The sequence below is a fragment of the Burkholderia sp. MSMB617WGS genome (assembly GCF_001532025.2).
Classification (GTDB): Bacteria; Pseudomonadota; Gammaproteobacteria; order Burkholderiales; family Burkholderiaceae; genus Burkholderia; species Burkholderia savannae.
In genome coordinates this window covers 948,979-966,164 of the sequence record NZ_CP013457.1, presented here as the reverse complement: position 1 = coordinate 966,164, position 17,186 = coordinate 948,979, and the positions used below count along the sequence as shown (strand labels likewise).

Below are 17,186 nucleotides of genomic sequence, written 5' to 3'. Positions count from 1 at the left end.
TCGGCTTGCATCCGAACGCCGCGAGCGCCGCACGAAGACGTCGTCCGCGCGGTTCTCGCCGCGCGTCGACACGCGCATTGCAATCGACTTGCAGTCCCCATCGGCCATTTGCTACGCACAATCGGACAGAACGATAGGCGCGTTCGCCCGTCCGCCTTCATACTCGCCCCCGGTCAGCCGCTCCCCCCGGGCGGCGAGCCTTCCGATCACTCGGAATTGGCCTGCCTGCACGCGCCGTTGCAGGCGGGCATTTTTTCTCCCGCGTCGAATCCGACGCGACGCGACGCGCTCGCGCCCGTGATCGCGCCCGGCATCATCTCGCATCCGCATCGCAAAACTCCGTCGTCATTCGCGGCGCGTCGATTCGCAAGCCGCTGCCGCCGCCACCGTGCTTGATCGAATCGACATCGTCAGAAGTCTGTCCGATTAGACCTATATTTAGCGCAACCAAACAATTCAAACGGCCCTACCATCGCATTACTGCGCCCGCATCGCCGATGTCGTTCGCTTCGAGAACGCATCGCCGGCTCGCGCGCAAACGTTCAACGTCTTCGAAGGAAGGTTCGACGCCCGATGCTGAAAGTCACAAAAGCCGTATTTCCCGTTGCCGGCCTCGGCACCCGCTTTCTGCCCGCGACGAAAGCGAGTCCGAAGGAAATGTTGCCGGTCGTCGACAAACCCCTGATCCAGTATGCGGTCGAGGAAGCGATCGCCGCCGGCATCACCGAAATGATCTTCGTGACGGGGCGCAGCAAGCGCGCGATCGAAGATCACTTCGACAAGTCGTACGAGATCGAGGCGGAGCTCGAAGCGCGCGGCAAGGAGAAACTGCTGTCGCTCGTGCGCGGCATCAAGCCTCGTCACGTCGACTGCTTCTACGTGCGCCAGGCCGAAGCGCTCGGCCTCGGCCATGCGGTGCTGTGCGCGGAGAAGCTCGTCGGCGACAGCCCGTTCGCCGTCGTGCTCGCGGATGACCTGCTCGACGGCCGCCCGCCCGTGCTGCGGCAGATGATCGACGTGTTCAATCACTATCACACGTCGGTCGTCGGCGTGGAAGAGATCGCACCGCACGATTCGAAATCGTACGGCGTGATCGACGGCAAGCGCTGGGAGGACAATCTCTTCAAGCTGGCCGGCATCGTCGAGAAGCCGGAACCCGCGGAGGCGCCATCGAACTTCGGCGTCGTCGGCCGCTACGTGCTGACGCCGCGCATCTTCGACCATCTGCGCGCGCTCGAGCCGGGCGCGGGCGGAGAACTGCAATTGACCGACGCGCTACAGTCGCTGCTGAAGGACGAGCAGGTGCTCGCGCATCGCTACGACGGCACGCGCTTCGATTGCGGCAGCAAGATCGGCTATCTGAAGGCGACGGTCGAGTTTGCGCTGCGCCACCCGGAAGTCGCAATCGGCTTCGAGCAGTATCTGAGCGAGCGCTTTCCGGAGCTCGACGTGGCGTAACGCGTCGCGTACACCATGCGCGAGCGGCACATGCGAGCGTGACGACACGCGGCAGGGGCCGCTCGCGGCCGGCACGGCACGCAATGCGCGCCCGACACGCCGTGACGCTCGACGAGCGATTCACGGCACGATGGACGAGCCGACTTCGCGGCCGACTCCGCCATCGATGCCGACGTCACCGAACATCCGAGGCGCGGCGGGAATTTCGTACGGATCTCGAAATATCCGGCATTCCCTGCAAACGCCTCTACTTCTTGAACACGCCGACGACGCCCTCATCGTCGAATACGAGCAGCGCGTTGATGCGTCGCGCCTCCATCATCAGCAACGCATCCTCGACGCGCGTGCCGAGCGGCACCATTGCCGGATCGATCGACATCAGATCCGACGCGACGCGGCGGAACAACGCGTCGCCATGCGTTTCGATCGCACGCCTCACGTCTCCGTCGGTGATGATTCCAAAGCCCGATTCGCGCCGCACGATCGCGAGCCCAAGCCGGCCTCTCGTCATCGCTTGCAGCACGTCGATCGCCTGTTCGTCTTCGTCGACGAACGGCAGATCGCCGGCCGCCATTTCGTCATCGACCTTCGACAGCAGGCGTCGCCCAAGCGAGCCGCCCGGATGGAAGCGCGCGAAGTTCTCGGGCCGAAAGCCGCGCGCCCTCATCAGCGTGACGGCGAGCGCGTCGCCCATCGCGAGCGCCGCGGTGGTCGACGACGTCGGCGCGAGCTGAAGCGGACACGCCTCCTGCTCGACGCCGACGTCGAGATGGCTGTGCGCCGCTTTCGCGAGCGTCGATCGCGCATTGCCCGTCATCGCGACGAGATAGTTGCGGTTGCTTTTCAAGAACGGAATCAGCTTGATCACTTCGTCGGTCTCGCCCGAATACGAGATCGCGAGAAACGTGTCGGCCGACGTCACCATGCCGAGATCGCCGTGATACGCCTCGCCGGGATGCATGAAGAAGCTCGGCGTGCCGGTGCTCGCGAGCGTCGCCGCGATCTTTCGCCCGATGATCCCGGATTTGCCCATGCCGCAGACGACCACGCGGCCGCTCGAATGCAGGATCGCGTCCACCGCGTCGCCAAACGCTTCGTCGACGCGCTCGGAAAGGCCTGCGAGCGCGCGCGATTCGATGTCGAAGACTTGCCGCGCGGAATCAAGATAGTTGTGATGGTTCATCGAAGAGCCGTGAAAGGCGATGAAAAATGTTGTTGGTTCTCGTCATGCGCGGCTCGCGCGCGAGCCGCGTGCAGTCCGATCGCACGGCAATGTCACGCGTGCCGAGATCATTGGACGACGTGATGCCGCATCCATTGATCGAGCAGCGGGCGATACGCTTCGTCGAGCGACAACCCGGAACGCACCAGCACATGTTCCGCCACTTCGCGCGCGACGCCGTCGCCGCCCGCGCGCGACACGACGTGGTCGACGCGCCGCTTGACGAGCGCGTGCGCGTCGGCGGGTGCGTACGAAACACCCACCGAATCGATCACGGGCAAATCGTTCACGTCGTCGCCGACATACGCGATCGAATCATCGGCGAGCGACCGCTCCGATTTGATGCGCGCGTAGCCGGCGCGCTTGTCGTCGCATCCCGATACGAACACGTCGAAGCCGAGCTGTTGCGCACGCCATGCGAGCGGCGCGCTGTGACGGCCCGACAGGATGCCGCTGCGAATGCCGTGCGCACGCAGAAGCGCGACGGCGATGCCGTCCTTCGCATGAAAGCTCTTCATGAACTCGCCGTCGCCCGTCACGTGCAGCCGGCCATCGGTCAGCACGCCGTCGGCGTCGAACAGCACGAGCCGGATCGCGCCGCGATACGCGGGCGCGCTCATCGGATCTCGAGCGCGGGCATGCGCTTGACGAGATCGTCGATCGCCTTCACTTGCGACAGGAAGCCTTCGAGCAAATGCAACGGCAGCGCGCTCGGCCCGTCGCAGCGCGCGTGATCCGGATCGGGATGCGCTTCGAGAAAGAGCCCGGCGATGCCCACCGCCATGCCCGCGCGCGCGAGATCGACCACTTGCCGCCGCCGCCCGCCCGACGCGTCGCCGAGCGGATCGCGGCATTGAAGGCTGTGCGTGACATCGAAGATCACCGGGCAACCCGTCGTCTCGGCCATCTGCCTGAAGCCGAGCATGTCGACGACGAGATTGTCGTAGCCGAACGAACTGCCGCGCTCGCACAGAATCACCTGATCGTTGCCGGCCTCGCGGCATTTCGAGGCCACGTGCTTCAACTGCGTCGGGCTCATGAACTGCGGCTTCTTCACGTTCACCGGCTTGCCCGTCTTCGCGATCGCGACGACGAGATCAGTCTGGCGCGCGAGGAACGCGGGCACCTGCAGCACGTCCGCGACCTCGGCGACCGGCGCGGCCTGCTCGATCTCATGAATGTCGGTGATCACCGGCATGCCGAAGCGCGCCTTCACCTCCGCGAAGATCTTCAGGCCCTCGTCTAGCCCGACGCCGCGATACGAATGAATCGACGAGCGGTTCGCCTTGTCGAACGACGCCTTGAACACGAACGGAATGCCGAGCTTGCGCGTCACCGCGACGTATTCGCTGCACACGTCGAGCGTGAAATCGAGACTCTCGAGCACGTTGAGCCCGCCGAACAGCACGAAGGGCAGGTCGTTGCCGGCTGTCACGCCGGGGCTGATTGCTACGTTCATAGATCAACTCTCCCAATGGACCGCCCCGTGCCGTGCGCTGCGCTCCGATTCCGCGCGGCGGGCCCGCATGAGGGGCGGCGAATCCTCAAGACGCGCGCACGAGCCGCGACGCGTACACCGGCGCAAGCTGCCGGAAAAAACGTTCTTCGCCGAAGCGCTCGCGCGCTTCCTGCCGCGCGGCCGCCGCGAGGCGCGCGCGCAGCGCCGGATCGCGGTCAATCGATGCGAGCAGTTCGACCGCATCGCCGGCGTCGCGAAATATCGCGCCAGTTTGCAGGTGCCGTATGACGTCGACATTTCCCGCGCATGCGGACGCGACGACAGGCAGGCCGAGCAGCATCGCCTCGATGACCGACACGGGCATGCCTTCCCACGACGACGTCGACAAATATACGTCGACACAGCGCAATCGTGCGACGACTTCCGCGCGACCGAGCCAGCCGGCGACTTCGACGCCTGCGTCGCGCAGTTCCGCCTTGAGTGCCGCGTCGCCGTCGCCGATCCAGGCGAAGCGCAGGCGCGAGCCGCGCAGGCGGCGTGCGATCTCGGCGAACAGCCGCGGATTCTTCTGCGCACGAATGCCGCCGACCGTCACGACCCGCAACGTCGAACCGCACACGCCGGCCGAATCGGCTGCCGCAGGCGACGGCATCGCGCCGACTGCGTTCTCGACCACGACAACCGGCTGCCGCAAATGCGCGCGGACCGCGTCGCGTTCACTGTCGGAGCAAGCGATGTACAGGCATCGCTTCACGCACGCGATTCGCTCGAGCGCGACGAACGCCGATCGCTTGAGCGCGGAAATGTCGCGGCGCATGAACGAGATGCAGTGCGGGCTATAGAAGAACGCCGCATCCGGCAACGCGAACAGCGACGCGATTCTTCCGAGGAATCCCGCAAACGACGAATGCAGGTGCACGACGTCCGGCCTGATGCCGATCAGCGTGCGCCGCAGTTCCAGCAACACCGGCAGCGGCGGCACGCCCTTCATCTGGATGTGGCGCAGCTTGACCGTTGCGTCGAACAGCGTTTGAAGATTCGCGGGCGTATCGGGCCGGATCGAATAGACGACGTGCACGTCGTGCCCCTCGCGCGCGAGGCGATTCGCGATCAGGCACACCATCGACAACGTGCCCGTCGCGCTCGATTCGAGGATCTGCACGATCTTCATCCGCGTGCGGCCGTTGTCCGTTGCGCCCTTCTCCGGCGGCGTCGCAACCCGCCGCGGCCGTGCGGTGTCGATCGTCATCGCACGCTCCGCATCGAAGCGATCGCATCGAGATGCTCGGTGACGCCCGATTGCGAAATCACGGCCGTCCATCCGAGCCACTTCATCCATGCGGGCTCGTTGCGCGGCACGCGCAGTCGCGCGAGCGGCAGCAGCTCGTCGAATATCGATGCGCCGGTGACGTGCGAACGGATGCCGAGCGTCCGCGTCGCATCGACGTTCGACGGCGCGTCGTTGCAGACGATCTTCTTGCCGAGCGCCGCGTATTCGAGCAGCTTCGTCGGCGTCTGGAAACAGTGCGGCCGGTGATACGGGAAATAGCAAACCGCATACTCGGAGCGCTGCACGATCTTGAGCGCATCGCGCTGCGGCACACGTCCGACGAACTGGATGCCGGCGACGTGCCCGAACGTTTCGTGAATCTCCCGCTCCGGCTCGCCGACGAGCACGAGCGTGTCGCGCGCCGTGCGCGGCGCGTCGCGATACGCGGCCAGCACCCTGTGGAAGCCGCGCTCGCGGCTCATCTCGCCGATATAGCAGAACCGGCCCGCCGGGCCCTCGCCCGCCGGTTCGTTCGCGATCCCGAAGATCCAGTCCGGCACGCCCATCGGCAGCAGCAGCGACGGTATTTCGTCGCGAAACGCCATTGCGCCGCGCATCCGCTCGTTCTGAAAGATCCGCAGATCCGGCTTCGCATTCAACGCGCGCTTGAGCGCGTCCTTGACTGCCGCGAGCCGGCCGACCGACAGCGATCGGTAATCGTGAATCACGAATCGAGCGGGCGGCAGCGACCGGTAGAAGCCCATGATGCACCACAGGATGCAGTTGCTTCGGTCGCCGAACCGCGCGTAGGCGCTCGCGTCGCCATCGTGGACGTCGAAGCCGCGCTGGCCGAGAAAATCCCGGTACGCGGCGATTTCCGGGTAGTTCGCTTTCCCCGGATGGAGGATGAATACCTTCATGCTGCGCTCTTCTCCTTCTCGAGCACGCGCGCCGGCACGCCCACCGCGACGCCGCCGTCCGGCACGTCCCGCAGCAGCACGGCGCCTGCGCCGATGCGCGCGCGGTTGCCGATCCGAATCTCGCCGAGCGCGATGCTGTGCGCGCCGAATTCGACGTCGTCGCCGATGAACGGCACGCCGCTGTAGGTGCCGTCCGGCTGCAGTGTGTTGCCGATCGTCACGCCGTGCCGCAGCACGCAACGCTCGCCGATCTCGCAATAGCCGTTGATGACGAGCCCCGTGCCGTGATACAGCGTGAGGCCCTTGCCGATCTTCGTCTTGACCGGAATCTCGATGCCCATGATCCAGTCGCAGACGACGATGTAGAGCGCGATCGCCGGCGCGCCGAGCGCAAGCGTCAGCTTGCTGCGGCACGCGAGATAGTTCGCGATCCGGAAGAACACGACGACGCAGCGCGTCTTGAAGAACGCATTGCGGCGGCAATCCTCGGCGATCGCGACGATCGTCTGTTTCAGCGTCGTGCGCATGTCAGTGCTTCATCGAAAATACGTTCCTCGCCGCGCGCGGCGCGATTTCGCCCGTGCCGAAGTAATCGATGCCGTCGATCAGGAACGAATGGATGTACTTGAGCAGCCGCGCGCGATCGAATTCCTTGTAGAAGCACCGGCCGAGCGACATGACCGGCTTGCCGTACAGGAGTGCCTCGAGCCCGACCGTCGAATTGATCGTGACGACCGAATACGCGTGCCTGATCAGATCGGTCGTCGGCGACGTGACGATGTCGAAGCGATAGACGCGCTGCATCCGCACGACTTCGTCGATCACGGCCGTATCGCACTCCGCCGGATGCAGCTTGACGATCAGGTCCGCGCTTTCGTTCGCCGCGTGCTCGAACGCAAGCTGGATCGCCTTCAGATTGTCGACGTCCGAATGCAGCTTGATCTGCGTATCGCCGGACACCTGCAGCGGCAGGAACACGTAGCGCACCGCCGACAGCTCCTTCGCCGTCAGCGCTTTCGCCTCGGCCGGCGCGAGCGCGCCGTTGGTCGCGCGCACCGTATCGAAGCGCTTGCGCGCCACGCCTTGCGTGGCGGTCTTCAACGCATAGTTGACGGCCGACACCGCCTTGCGCCGCCACGACGTGCGCGCTTGCGGCAGCGGCCTCGCCTTGTATCGCTCGTAGCGCGCGAGCCAGCGGCGATGCTCGTCCTCGGTCGGCATCGGCAAGCCGTCGATGACGGCCGGACTGCGGCTGATCGACGACAGCGCGTTGACGCCGAGCCGATCGACGAACAGCTTGTCCGGCAGGTTCGAGATCTCGACGAACTTCGTCGGAACGCCGTGCGCCGCGCACGCATGCGCGACCGCGCGGCACACGATCTGCTGCCCGTTCCACATCAGGCACTGCGAAATCAGACGGCGACGAAACACGTTGGACATCGCGGCATAGATCGCCGCCGCGTCGGCACGCGCGAGCCCGGGCGTCATTTGCCCGTTCAGCACTTCGATCGACGCGTCGGAACGAATCGCGGCCGCCGCGTCGGACGCCGCCGGCATCGGCGCGCCGCGCCGCAGATAAACCGACCGGATGCCCGCGCTCAGCGCCATCAGGTGCGCGACCGGCTCGCTCGTCGCGAACAGAAAGCCGAACTCCTTTCTGACCGCCTTCACGAGCCGCGCGGCAAAGTAATAACGCTCCATGGAATCGATGACGACGACAATCATGATCTGCGCTCAATGAAGAATTGGAGGAAACGTCATGCGTCGGCACGCCGACGAGACACGCTGCCTTTCATCACGCCAAACGTCAGCGCGATGCCGGCGATCATCAGCACGGCGCCGGAAAAGGAAAACAGGCGCACGCTCGCGAGCACCGACAGATCCGCGAGCTTCGCCGTACACAACGCGCCGGCGAGCACGACGCCGGAGCCGAGCTGAAACAGGAAATCGATGCGCTGCGCGCGCGCCGCGAGAAAGATCTGCGACAGCGGCACGTAGATCATCTGGAATGCGAAGAGCGGGATCATGCATTGGAAGAACGCGATCGCGCCGCTCCAGCGCGCGCCGAAGAAGAGCCCGACGAGCGGGCCGAACAACAGCGCGCCGCCTGCTGCATAGCCCGCCGCGAGCAGCGCGAGCGAGCGCGCATACGCGCCGAATACCTTCGGCACCATCGCTCGTGCGTCATCACGCGCCATCGCGGCCATCGCGTCGCGCCGAAACACGCCGCCGAGGCTCTGCGCAACCAGCGATACCGGAAAGAAACCGAGCCGATACGCGGCCGCGAAATACCCCGCGCTCTGCGCATCGAACCAGTGTGGAATCACGATCGCGAGCGCATAGGTCAACACCGAGCCGCAAAGCGTCGACGGCAGGATGTACTTCGCGAAGCGGCTATGCTCGACGAAGAATGCACGCGTCACTTCGAACGAATAGCCGCGCCGCTTGCCGTGACAGGCAACCGCGAGCAGCATCGACAGTGCGACGAATACCGTGACCGCCGTATATGTGCCGAACGCGTCGACTCTTCCGAGCGTCGGCACGAACGTCGCGGCGAGCATGCAAGCGAGAAACGAACCGTTCACGGCGATGCGGCTCGCGGCGATCCAGCCATAGCGCCTCAGGCTGTTCAGATAGCCGCCCGCGGCCAATTGAATGAATACGGCAAAGCCATACGCGGCGACGGCGACCAGCTCCGCACGGCCCGTCACGAAAATCGCCGCACCGCCGAGCGCGACGATCGCCGTGCCGAGCGCCATCACGTTCACGAGCGCGTTGAACGACTCCGCCGCACTGTCGCTCACGCAAGCGAGCTCGTAGCGGCCCGCGAGCAGCGTGCCGGCGAACGTCGCAAGCGCGAGCAAATAGTTGAAATGGCCGAGCGCCTCCGGGCCCTGGAAGCGCCCGATCAGCGAGATGCAGCCGAAAAGCGCGATCTGCCCGGCGACGACGCCGCACAGCGACACGATCGAATCGCGAGCGCGGATCATCGCCGCGCTCCGGCAGTCGAATGCGCGCACGCCGCGCAGAACCGACGATCACCGTCGCTTCCGCTCGCGTACACATGAACGTCACGCATCGCGCTTCGCTCCGTATTCGTACGCAACGTAGCGATAGCCGCCGTACTTCGATCCGTACCCGTACTGGCCGAGCCGCGGATTGATCCCGTTGAACACGATGCCGCTCAGCCGCACGCCGTTCTGCGCGAGGCGCTTCGCGGATTCGGCAATCTCGCCGAGCTTCGTCGAGCCGGCGAGCGCGACGAGAAACGCAGTGCCCGCCGTCGCGGCGAGGATGCCCGTATCGGCCACCGCGAGCACCGGCGGCGAATCGATCACGATGACGTCGTAGCGCGTCGAGAACGCATCGATCAACTCGGGCACGCGCGGGTTGAGCAACAGTTCCGCCGGGTTCTTCGGCATCGCGCCCGTCGAGATGAAGTCGAGCCCGGCGATCACGTCGCGGTGCAGCACGTCGTCCGGCTGCACCGCGCCCGCGATCAGTTCGGAGAATCCCTTGCCGCGCGCGAGGCCGAGATAGTCGTTCAGATGCCCCTTGCGGATGTCGCCGTCGATCAGCAGCACGCGCTTGCCGGCCATCGTCAGCACCGCGGCGAGATTCGCCGACACGAACGACTTGCCGACGCCCGGCGCGGGGCCCGCGATCACGACGACGTTGTTCTTCGCTTCGAGCATCGCGAACTGCAGCGCCGTGCGCAGACTGCGCAGGCTCTCGACGGCCGGCTCGTCCGGATGCACGACGGACAGCAGCGACATCGCGCGCTCCTTGCGCTTCGCGCGCTCGGTCAGCGCCCGCTGCTGCTCGCTGCGCGGCACGGTCGCATAGACGTTCATGCCCAGACGGCGCTCGATCTCGTTCGGATCGGAAATGCCATGAAACAGCATCGAGCGGCCGACCGCGGTCCCGCAGCCGGCGAGCACGCCGATCAGCAGCGACGCGATCGCGACAAGCGCCTTCTTCGGCTTGACGGGTACTTCCGGCACCGCTGCCGTATCGACGAGCCGCACGTTGCCGACCTTCCCCGCTCGCACGAGCTGCAACTGCTGCATGTTGTTCAGCAACGCCGTGTAGAGATCGGTGTCGACCTTCACGTCGAGCATCAGTCGCACGATCTGCTGCTGCAGATCCGGCAGCCGCTTGATTTGCTGCTCGGCCGCGCCGCGATAGCCGTCGAGCGCGGCGATCTGCCGATCGATCGCGACGACGCTCGGATGCTTCGGCGTGAAGCGCGACAGCAGCTCCTGCCGCTTCTGCTGCAGCTCGAGCAGGCGTGTCTTCGCATCGGCCGATTGCGCGAGCACGAGCTTCGCCTCTTCGGTCAAATCGACGGTTCCGTGCTCGTCTCGCAATTTCGTCAGGCGTGCTTCGGAATCGGTCAGGTGCCGCTTGAGCGTCGGCAGCTGGGCGTTGAGAAACTCGAGCGATTGCGCGGCCTCCGCCGATTTGCGCTGGATGTTCTGCGCGACGTATTGCCGCCCGATTTCGTTGAGCGCGCTGCTGACGAGCTCCGGATCGGTGTCGCGCAGGCTCGCGACGACCACGTCCGATTGCTTGACGCGCTCCTGCACGTCGAGGTTGTCCTGCAGATCCTCGATCGTGCGCAAACGCGAGCGGCGCACGAGCACGAACGTCGCACCCGGCTTCGCGGCGGCCGCATCGACACGCAGCGCGATCGCCCCGCCCTTCGCCGCAAAGCGTTCGAGCCTGCCGACCACGCCTTCGGCGCCGCGTTCGAGATCGCCGCCCGCGAGCCGATAGCGGCGCGCATCGAGCATCGTCAGCTCGAACTTGTCGCCTTCGAGCGAACGCGGCACATCGAACGTCGCGACGTCGATGCGCTCCTGGCCCCACGCATAGCCGCCGAAGCCGGCGAAGCCCGGATTCGACAGCCCCTCATTGCGGCGCGCGAGCCAATTGCCGATCAACGGGAAGCGCTTCGGCTTCGCATCGACGAAGAGCTTCAACTGGTCGACCGCGCGCGACACGACAAGCCGCGACGCGAGAATCTGCGTCTCCGCCGCCGCGGACGATTTCACGTCGAAGAGCGACGAAACATCGCCGAGCAGGCTCTTCGCGGCGGACGTGTCCGGGCTGTCCTCGACCTGAATCAGGATGTCCGCCTGATAGACGGGCTTGCTGAGCACCGCATACGCGACGCCGATCGCAAAGCAGCCGGTCGCGATCGCCGCGATCAGCCAGCGGCTTTCGATCAGGATGTCGAGAATGGCGATGAAGTCGGTTTCGCCGTCGCTCTCGGGAAGCGCTTGTGTGCCGGATTGGTTGGAATTCATGTATCGAGATCTTGGGGATTCGGTTCCGCGCGTGCGCGCGATCGTTCACACGAGCCGCAGCCGCGACAGCCAGCCGTTCACGCCGAGCTCGATGAGCCGCGCGGACCGCTCGAACACGAAGCGCGGTTGGCGATAGGGATCGTGAACGTCGAAGTTCTCATGCTCGCCGATGCGAAACACCTTGCCGCGCGCGAGCGGATACCGGTCCTCGACGTGCCGCCGCTGCGTGCGGTCCATCACGAGAATCAGGTCCGCCGAAGCGCACTGCGCGCGGCCGAGCTGCTGCGCGCGATGCGCGGAGAGATCGATGCCGCGCTCACGCATCACGTCCTGCGCGAACGGCGCGGCGGGCAGCCCGACGAGCGCGTCGAAGCCCGCCGACGTCACCGCGCGCCCCGGCAGCGCGGCCGCGAAGAACGCGGCCGCCATCGGGCTGCGGCAGAGGTTGCCTTCGCAGACGACGAGAATCGATTCGATCATTTGGTCACGACCGCCGCGGTCAGGCCGGCGTTGACGGCCGGCAGCAACAGGCTGAGCACGCGACTGAACCGCACGAGCCCGTTGCCGTCGACATAGACGATGTCCTTCGGCTCGAGCTCGAACTGGTTCGCGAGCACCATCGCGACAGGCGAGCTCGCGTCGAGCCGGTAGATCTGCGGCTTCGCGTCGAGCGAGCCGCGAATCACATACAGCTGCGCCGCATCGGCCGTCGTCGCGTTCAGGCTGCCTGCCTGCGATAGCGCGTCGCTCAGCATCAAGCGGCCGTTGCGCATCGGCAGCGCGGTGACCGGCTTGTTGACCTCGCCCATCACGAACACGCCGCTCTCGTCGCGCGGCGGAATGCGCAGCAGATCGCCGTCCTTGAGGACGACCCGCGAAGGATTGATCCCCTGCCCGGCGCCCGACAGATCGATCCGTTGCTCGACGCCGTTGCGCACGAGCATCACGCGGCTCTGGTCCGCGCTCGTCGAGAAACCGCCCGCGCGGCTCACCGCGTCGTGCAGCGTCATCGGAATGTCGTTGAGCGGCTGCGAGCCGGGCGTATGCACTTCGCCTTCGATATAGACCTGCTTCGCGCGGAACGACGCGATGCGCACCGTCACCTGCGGATCGCGAAACGTCTCCGCGAGCTTGCGCGCGAGCCGCGCCTGCACCTGCTCGGGCTTGAGCCCGGCGACGGCGATGCGTCCGACGAACGGAAACTGCAGCGTGCCGTCTTGATCGACGACGAAGCCTGCCGGCGCATCGGCCGTGCGCGCGGCCGTCTGCTGCTGCGCGCCGAGCGCCGCCGCGAGCTCGGGATGATCCCAGACCGTGATCTGCAGCACGTCGCCGCGCCCTATCGTGTAGCCGGACACCGGCGTCGCGAGATCGGACGCGCCGCGCGCGCCGCGCTGCGCGTCGCGCAGCGTGCGGATCAGATTCAGATCGATGTTCGTGATCGGAACCGGCAGTTGCTCGCCGCGCGGCTCGCGGCCGGCCTCATTCGACGCGCTTGCGTCAGCGCTCGATACCGGCACGTTCGCCGGCTGCTTCATCCGCATGCCCGGCGCGACGCCGCATCCGGCGAGCACCACGCATAGCGGCACCCACATCGTCAACAAACGCACGCGTGCGCCGTACGTGCGTGTCGGCGGCGCGACGCCGCCTGCTTCCCCCAGACTACCCATCTACACCTCGACTCACTTTCTAGTTCCGGCCCTCTCCGGCCGCCGATCGCCGCGAAGCGCGCGCTCAATACGCGCCCGATCCGCGTAGGACCACGTTGACCGTTTTCAACAGGATGTACAGATCGCGTCGAAGCGACCATTCCTTCACATACGACACGTCGAGCGAAACGCGTGTCGCGTAATCGGTATCGTTGCGGCCGCTCACCTGCCACAGTCCGGTCATGCCGGGCTTCGCGGCGAGGTAGTAGCGAACGTCCTCGCCGTAGCGCGCAAGCTCCGCCTCGACGATCGGCCGCGGCCCGACGAGGCTCATCTCGCCCTTCACGACGTTCAGCAGCTGCGGCAGCTCGTCGAGGCTGCTTCGACGCAGGAAGCGGCCGATCGGCGTGATTCGCACGTCGTTCTTCAACTTGAATTCGCGCGCCCATTCCGCGCGCGCGTGCGGATCGCGTTCGAGCAGCGCCTTCAGCACGGCGTCGGCGTTCATCACCATCGAGCGGAATTTCAGGCACCTGAAGCGGCGGCCGTCCCGCCCGATGCGCATGTGCCCGAATACGGCCGGGCCGCCGTCGCGCATGACGAGAAAAGCGATCACGGCGAGCACCGGCGATAACACCGCGATCAAGCACGACGCGGCGGCCACGTCGAACGCGCGCTTGACGATCCGCTTCGCGATGCCCGACGTGCGCATGCGATGCGCGACGTGGCCCACCTGATCGAGCGTCGCGGCCTTCACCTGACGGCTCGCGCGCTCGACAAGGCCGAAGATAGCGAGCGTGACCGCACGAAAAATCAACAGCCCTATGCCGCTCGTGACCGTCCAGTACGCGAACCACTCGCTCGAGAGAATTTGCGCGCGGCGCAGCGCGTACAGCAGCGCGACGGTGCCGCCCTGCACGACGAGCCATGCGAGCGCGGTGCGGCTGATCAGATGCACGGGCGAGCGCCGCCGGGACGACTCGTAGATCCCACATGCGGGAAAAACCGACAGCGACAGCGCAGCGGCGAACGCCACCAGCGATCCGTCGAAGAACTGCGCGTTCGGGCTGCCGGACGCCTCGATCAGGATCGGAAGGAACGCGCCGACCACGATCACCGCGATGTCGACGACTCTGGGAAATATCGCTGGCATATGTGAACCTCGATTGCGTTTCATCAAAAATTTACTTCGCACTTCTATATTTTTACCCGCCATGCTCGGCGTTCCGCTCGCCTTTCATCGATGCATCGACATCCGAATCGACAAACATTCGGCGTTCATCGCCCGACGAAGTCCGAACGACGCCCACGGCCTCGCACGTGAGCGTGGCAAAGCTGAGGTTAGGGGTGAGACGACAGGCGCGGCGCGGCGCTTGTTATGAAATCGATTCGCTCAGCCGCGACTCGAATTCGCCGCATGCGAGATCCGCGCCTGCGCCTCGGCTGCGCTCGACTGCGCGATACTCGGTCGGCGACATCGACAGATGCTGGCGAAACAGTTTCGCGAGACGATCGCCGCTGCCGAGCCCCGTGCGCCGCGCGATCTTGTCGACCGGAAGGTCGGTATGCACGAGCATGTGGCATGCATGCTCGAGCCGAACTTTCTGCACGAACTCCGACGGCGTCACGCCGATCTCCTGCTTGAATCGGCGCAGGAAGTTGCGCTCGCTCATCGCCGCCGCATGCGCCGTGTCGGCGATCGAAATGCGGTTCGCGCTGTTGTCGCGCAGTTGTTGGACCGACGCGCGAATCAACTTGCTCGCACGCGCCTCTCGCGCGGCGAACGCCGACTCGGCGGGCCGGGCGGCGATCGCCGGGCACAAACGCTCGGCAACCTCGTGCGCGACGCCGTCGCCGCAATCGTGTCGAATGACGGCGAGCGCGGCCGAGAATGCAGCACGTTCCGCCGCGGTCGGATGGACTTTCTCGGCGGACGCGGCGCCTGAGAGCATCGTGTCGATCGACAGATCATCCGCGGCCGCATCGCCGCGCTCGAGATTCGCGAGCCCCAACAGGCGACGCGCCCCGTCCGCCGCGCGAACGTGGGCCCGCGCGTTGCGCAACCATTCGGACACCTTCTCATCGTCACGATCGGACGCATCCGGTTCGCCGATTGCGAAAATCGCATGCACGCTGTCGAGCGCGCGCTCGTGCAACGGCTGGGACCAAACGGGAATGCCGGACGACGAATACACCGCACCGCCCTTCGCCGACAGCAGCAACATCTCGTAATCGCTGCCGGATTCCGCGTCTGCATGTCGGAAACGGTTGACGAGATTGAAGATCTCCGCCATGCGTCCCGCGTGCATCAACGAAAAGCCGTCAAACAAGACGACAGCGATTCCTTTCCGGTAGCACACGCCACCGAAAGCTGCACCACGACTCACGTGTGCTCCCATCCGACCAATGTTGAACGCGCATTCCATCCCGCCGGCCCTTTCCACTCATTCAGCAATGTCTATTCTGCGGTGCATCATATTCCTTCAAATGGCTGCAACAATCTTTCTGTCTGATTACGACGCCATGTTGGCGGATTGAATCTGGACATCGATTCCATCATTTATTGATCGATCCAATTCGGATTGGTGCGCACATTGCATCAAAAGACACGCGCGCGCTTGTCGATTTCAGACGATCTTTCGGCAACTGAATCACTGGCCGCGCGCGGAGCATCCGATATGGACGACGGATGAAGACAGACGCGCCCGGCGCCGCCTCGCACTGGCGATCCAGACGGACTGCAAGTGAATGGAGCGGCCGAACGGCAGCACCGGCGCACGCCTGCGCGTTCATTCACCGACGCGCCGCGCTGCCGTTTCTTGTGGAGGAAATATGGCGATCTCGCATGCAAACGAGATGCAATGCGTACGCCGCCTTGGCGCCGACTCTATCGAATTCGTCGCCGAATCGCATGTATTTTTACAATTGGAATTGATCTTTCGTTACCGGCATGCCTTTAGGCTATTGCGTATTTTTACGATATCCATCTAGCGCTTTTCGATAATGTCCGGTCGAAGCCGATTTTGCGTCGCGAACAATGCCTGTGATCACCGCGCATCGGCGATTTCATATATGTGAGGCGTGATGCGCGATACCCGCGCATTAACGCGACTCGCATCGATTGGACAAATCCGACGGCAGCCCGCGCTTGTGGCGCGAGAAACTGCAGTCGCTCGCAGCGCCGCCTTACAATACTGCGTTTTTTTGAGCGAATGCACGCGATGTGGTCTGCCATCAGCGATCTGGGCGACGCCGCCTTGACCCTTCCTCTTTCCGTCGTCTGCTGCGCATGGCTCGTCCGCTCGTCGCCCGAGCGGCGCGACGCGCTGTCGTGGCTCGTGCTGCTCGCGGCCGGCATGCTCGTCGTCGGCTTGACGAAGATCCTCTACGCGGGGTGCGGCGTGCAGATTCGCGCGATCGACTTTCGCGTCGTCAGCGGCCACACGATGCTCGCATCGGCGGTGTGGCCGATGGCGCTCCTGCTCGGCCTGCAATGGCTGCGCTCGGACATGGCATTGACGGCGGGTCTCGTGCTCGCCGCGTTGATCGGCACGGCACGCGTGTTCGACAAAGCACATACGGTGTCCGAAGTAATCGCCGGATGGGCGGTCGGCACGCTCGTCACGCTGTCGTTCGTGCTATGGAAAGGCGCACCCGCTGTGTCGCGACGCCTGTGGCTGTACGCGTCGGTTTCGCTAATGGCAGTGCTCGCCGTCTCCTACGGGAGACACGCGCCGATTCAAGCTGCGATCGAGCAATACTCGCCGTTCCTCTGCCGTCAACTCCCCTGGTGACGGTCGGTTGCGGCCAGGACTAGTCGCCAGCCGCCGAAACCCCGTCCCGATCGGACGCGCGCGCGTGCGAAAGCGCACGCGTCGCTATACTCCCGGGCACCG

16 protein-coding genes are annotated in these 17,186 nt (G+C 65.2%); 3 read left to right on the top strand and 13 right to left on the bottom strand.

Annotated elements, in window-relative coordinates:
• Nucleotides 1-573: 573 nt before the first annotated feature.
• Complete coding sequence (galU, locus tag WT60_RS04820) at nt 574-1,458, top strand: UTP--glucose-1-phosphate uridylyltransferase GalU (RefSeq protein ID WP_059583494.1); 885 nt, start codon at nt 574-576, stop codon at nt 1,456-1,458.
• 247 nt (nt 1,459-1,705) lie between these two features.
• Here galU and WT60_RS04815 read toward each other — a convergent pair whose 3' ends face one another.
• The 13 genes from WT60_RS04815 to WT60_RS04755 all read right to left on the bottom strand — a co-directional run bounded on the left by WT60_RS04815 (nt 1,706) and on the right by WT60_RS04755 (nt 15,599).
• Complete coding sequence (locus tag WT60_RS04815) at nt 1,706-2,641, bottom strand: KpsF/GutQ family sugar-phosphate isomerase (protein WP_059646184.1); 936 nt, start codon at nt 2,639-2,641, stop codon at nt 1,706-1,708.
• A gap of 107 nt (nt 2,642-2,748) precedes the next feature.
• Nucleotides 2,749-3,300, bottom strand: coding sequence for an HAD hydrolase family protein (locus WT60_RS04810; RefSeq protein WP_038753372.1), 552 nt, complete (start codon nt 3,298-3,300; stop codon nt 2,749-2,751).
• A complete protein-coding gene (gene kdsA, locus WT60_RS04805) occupies nt 3,297-4,139 on the bottom strand; it encodes a 3-deoxy-8-phosphooctulonate synthase (RefSeq protein ID WP_059671265.1) in 843 nt (280 codons plus the stop codon). Before kdsA ends, WT60_RS04810 begins: the two co-directional genes overlap by 4 nt.
• 85 nt (nt 4,140-4,224) lie before the next feature.
• Nucleotides 4,225-5,310 carry a glycosyltransferase gene (locus WT60_RS04800; RefSeq protein WP_161788699.1) on the bottom strand — a complete coding sequence of 362 codons (1,086 nt, stop codon included), beginning with the start codon at nt 5,308-5,310 and terminating at the stop codon, nt 4,225-4,227.
• Nucleotides 5,311-5,384: 74 nt separating this feature from the next.
• Nucleotides 5,385-6,329: a glycosyltransferase gene (locus WT60_RS04795; RefSeq protein WP_059646178.1), complete on the bottom strand. Its 945-nt coding sequence runs from the start codon at nt 6,327-6,329 to the stop codon at nt 5,385-5,387.
• Entirely contained in the window at nt 6,326-6,856 is a 531-nt protein-coding gene (locus WT60_RS04790; RefSeq protein WP_038753368.1) for a serine acetyltransferase, read from the bottom strand. The genes WT60_RS04795 and WT60_RS04790 overlap by 4 nt, the downstream gene beginning before the upstream one ends.
• A 1-nt stretch (nt 6,857) precedes the next feature.
• Complete coding sequence (locus WT60_RS04785; protein ID WP_060355516.1) at nt 6,858-8,054, bottom strand: capsular biosynthesis protein; 1,197 nt, start codon at nt 8,052-8,054, stop codon at nt 6,858-6,860.
• 32 nt (nt 8,055-8,086) lie between these two features.
• Nucleotides 8,087-9,319, bottom strand: a complete 1,233-nt coding sequence (locus WT60_RS04780; RefSeq protein WP_038753453.1) for an oligosaccharide flippase family protein — start codon at nt 9,317-9,319, stop codon at nt 8,087-8,089.
• A gap of 81 nt (nt 9,320-9,400) precedes the next feature.
• Complete coding sequence (locus WT60_RS04775; protein ID WP_059583486.1) at nt 9,401-11,641, bottom strand: polysaccharide biosynthesis tyrosine autokinase; 2,241 nt, start codon at nt 11,639-11,641, stop codon at nt 9,401-9,403.
• 45 nt (nt 11,642-11,686) lie between these two features.
• Nucleotides 11,687-12,121, bottom strand: a complete 435-nt coding sequence (locus WT60_RS04770) for a low molecular weight protein-tyrosine-phosphatase (RefSeq protein WP_059583484.1) — start codon at nt 12,119-12,121, stop codon at nt 11,687-11,689.
• Entirely contained in the window at nt 12,118-13,311 is a 1,194-nt protein-coding gene (locus WT60_RS04765; protein ID WP_038753364.1) for a polysaccharide biosynthesis/export family protein, read from the bottom strand. The genes WT60_RS04770 and WT60_RS04765 overlap by 4 nt, the downstream gene beginning before the upstream one ends.
• A gap of 64 nt (nt 13,312-13,375) precedes the next feature.
• Nucleotides 13,376-14,443 (bottom strand): sugar transferase, encoded by a 1,068-nt coding sequence (locus WT60_RS04760; protein WP_060355515.1) that lies wholly within the window; start codon nt 14,441-14,443, stop codon nt 13,376-13,378.
• Nucleotides 14,444-14,666: 223 nt separating this feature from the next.
• Nucleotides 14,667-15,599 (bottom strand): helix-turn-helix domain-containing protein, encoded by a 933-nt coding sequence (locus tag WT60_RS04755; RefSeq protein ID WP_059646199.1) that lies wholly within the window; start codon nt 15,597-15,599, stop codon nt 14,667-14,669.
• Between the two features lie 439 nt (nt 15,600-16,038).
• Here WT60_RS04755 and WT60_RS33405 point away from each other — a divergent pair, with 439 nt between their 5' ends.
• Together WT60_RS33405 and WT60_RS04750 are read left to right on the top strand one after the other, a co-directional pair.
• Nucleotides 16,039-16,281, top strand: a complete 243-nt coding sequence (locus WT60_RS33405; RefSeq protein WP_145986730.1) for a hypothetical protein — start codon at nt 16,039-16,041, stop codon at nt 16,279-16,281.
• A 230-nt stretch (nt 16,282-16,511) separates the two neighbouring features.
• Nucleotides 16,512-17,084, top strand: coding sequence for a phosphatase PAP2 family protein (locus tag WT60_RS04750; protein ID WP_038753448.1), 573 nt, complete (start codon nt 16,512-16,514; stop codon nt 17,082-17,084).
• Nucleotides 17,085-17,186 lie beyond the last annotated feature (102 nt).

Coding starts and splice junctions, on each gene's coding strand:
- WT60_RS04760 (WP_060355515.1), bottom strand. CDS start 14,443: ATGCCAGCGATATTTCCCAGAGTCGTCGACATCGCGGTGATCGTGGTC.
- WT60_RS04775 (WP_059583486.1), bottom strand. CDS start 11,641: ATGAATTCCAACCAATCCGGCACACAAGCGCTTCCCGAGAGCGACGGC.
- kdsA (WP_059671265.1), bottom strand. CDS start 4,139: ATGAACGTAGCAATCAGCCCCGGCGTGACAGCCGGCAACGACCTGCCC.
- WT60_RS04755 (WP_059646199.1), bottom strand. CDS start 15,599: ATGCACGCGGGACGCATGGCGGAGATCTTCAATCTCGTCAACCGTTTC.
- WT60_RS04770 (WP_059583484.1), bottom strand. CDS start 12,121: ATGATCGAATCGATTCTCGTCGTCTGCGAAGGCAACCTCTGCCGCAGC.
- WT60_RS04750 (WP_038753448.1), top strand. CDS start 16,512: ATGTGGTCTGCCATCAGCGATCTGGGCGACGCCGCCTTGACCCTTCCT.
- WT60_RS04810 (WP_038753372.1), bottom strand. CDS start 3,300: ATGAGCGCGCCCGCGTATCGCGGCGCGATCCGGCTCGTGCTGTTCGAC.
- WT60_RS04785 (WP_060355516.1), bottom strand. CDS start 8,054: ATGATTGTCGTCGTCATCGATTCCATGGAGCGTTATTACTTTGCCGCG.
- WT60_RS04765 (WP_038753364.1), bottom strand. CDS start 13,311: ATGGGTAGTCTGGGGGAAGCAGGCGGCGTCGCGCCGCCGACACGCACG.
- WT60_RS04815 (WP_059646184.1), bottom strand. CDS start 2,641: ATGAACCATCACAACTATCTTGATTCCGCGCGGCAAGTCTTCGACATC.
- WT60_RS04800 (WP_161788699.1), bottom strand. CDS start 5,310: ATGAAGATCGTGCAGATCCTCGAATCGAGCGCGACGGGCACGTTGTCG.
- WT60_RS04790 (WP_038753368.1), bottom strand. CDS start 6,856: ATGCGCACGACGCTGAAACAGACGATCGTCGCGATCGCCGAGGATTGC.
- WT60_RS04795 (WP_059646178.1), bottom strand. CDS start 6,329: ATGAAGGTATTCATCCTCCATCCGGGGAAAGCGAACTACCCGGAAATC.
- WT60_RS33405 (WP_145986730.1), top strand. CDS start 16,039: ATGGAGCGGCCGAACGGCAGCACCGGCGCACGCCTGCGCGTTCATTCA.
- galU (WP_059583494.1), top strand. CDS start 574: ATGCTGAAAGTCACAAAAGCCGTATTTCCCGTTGCCGGCCTCGGCACC.
- WT60_RS04780 (WP_038753453.1), bottom strand. CDS start 9,319: ATGATCCGCGCTCGCGATTCGATCGTGTCGCTGTGCGGCGTCGTCGCC.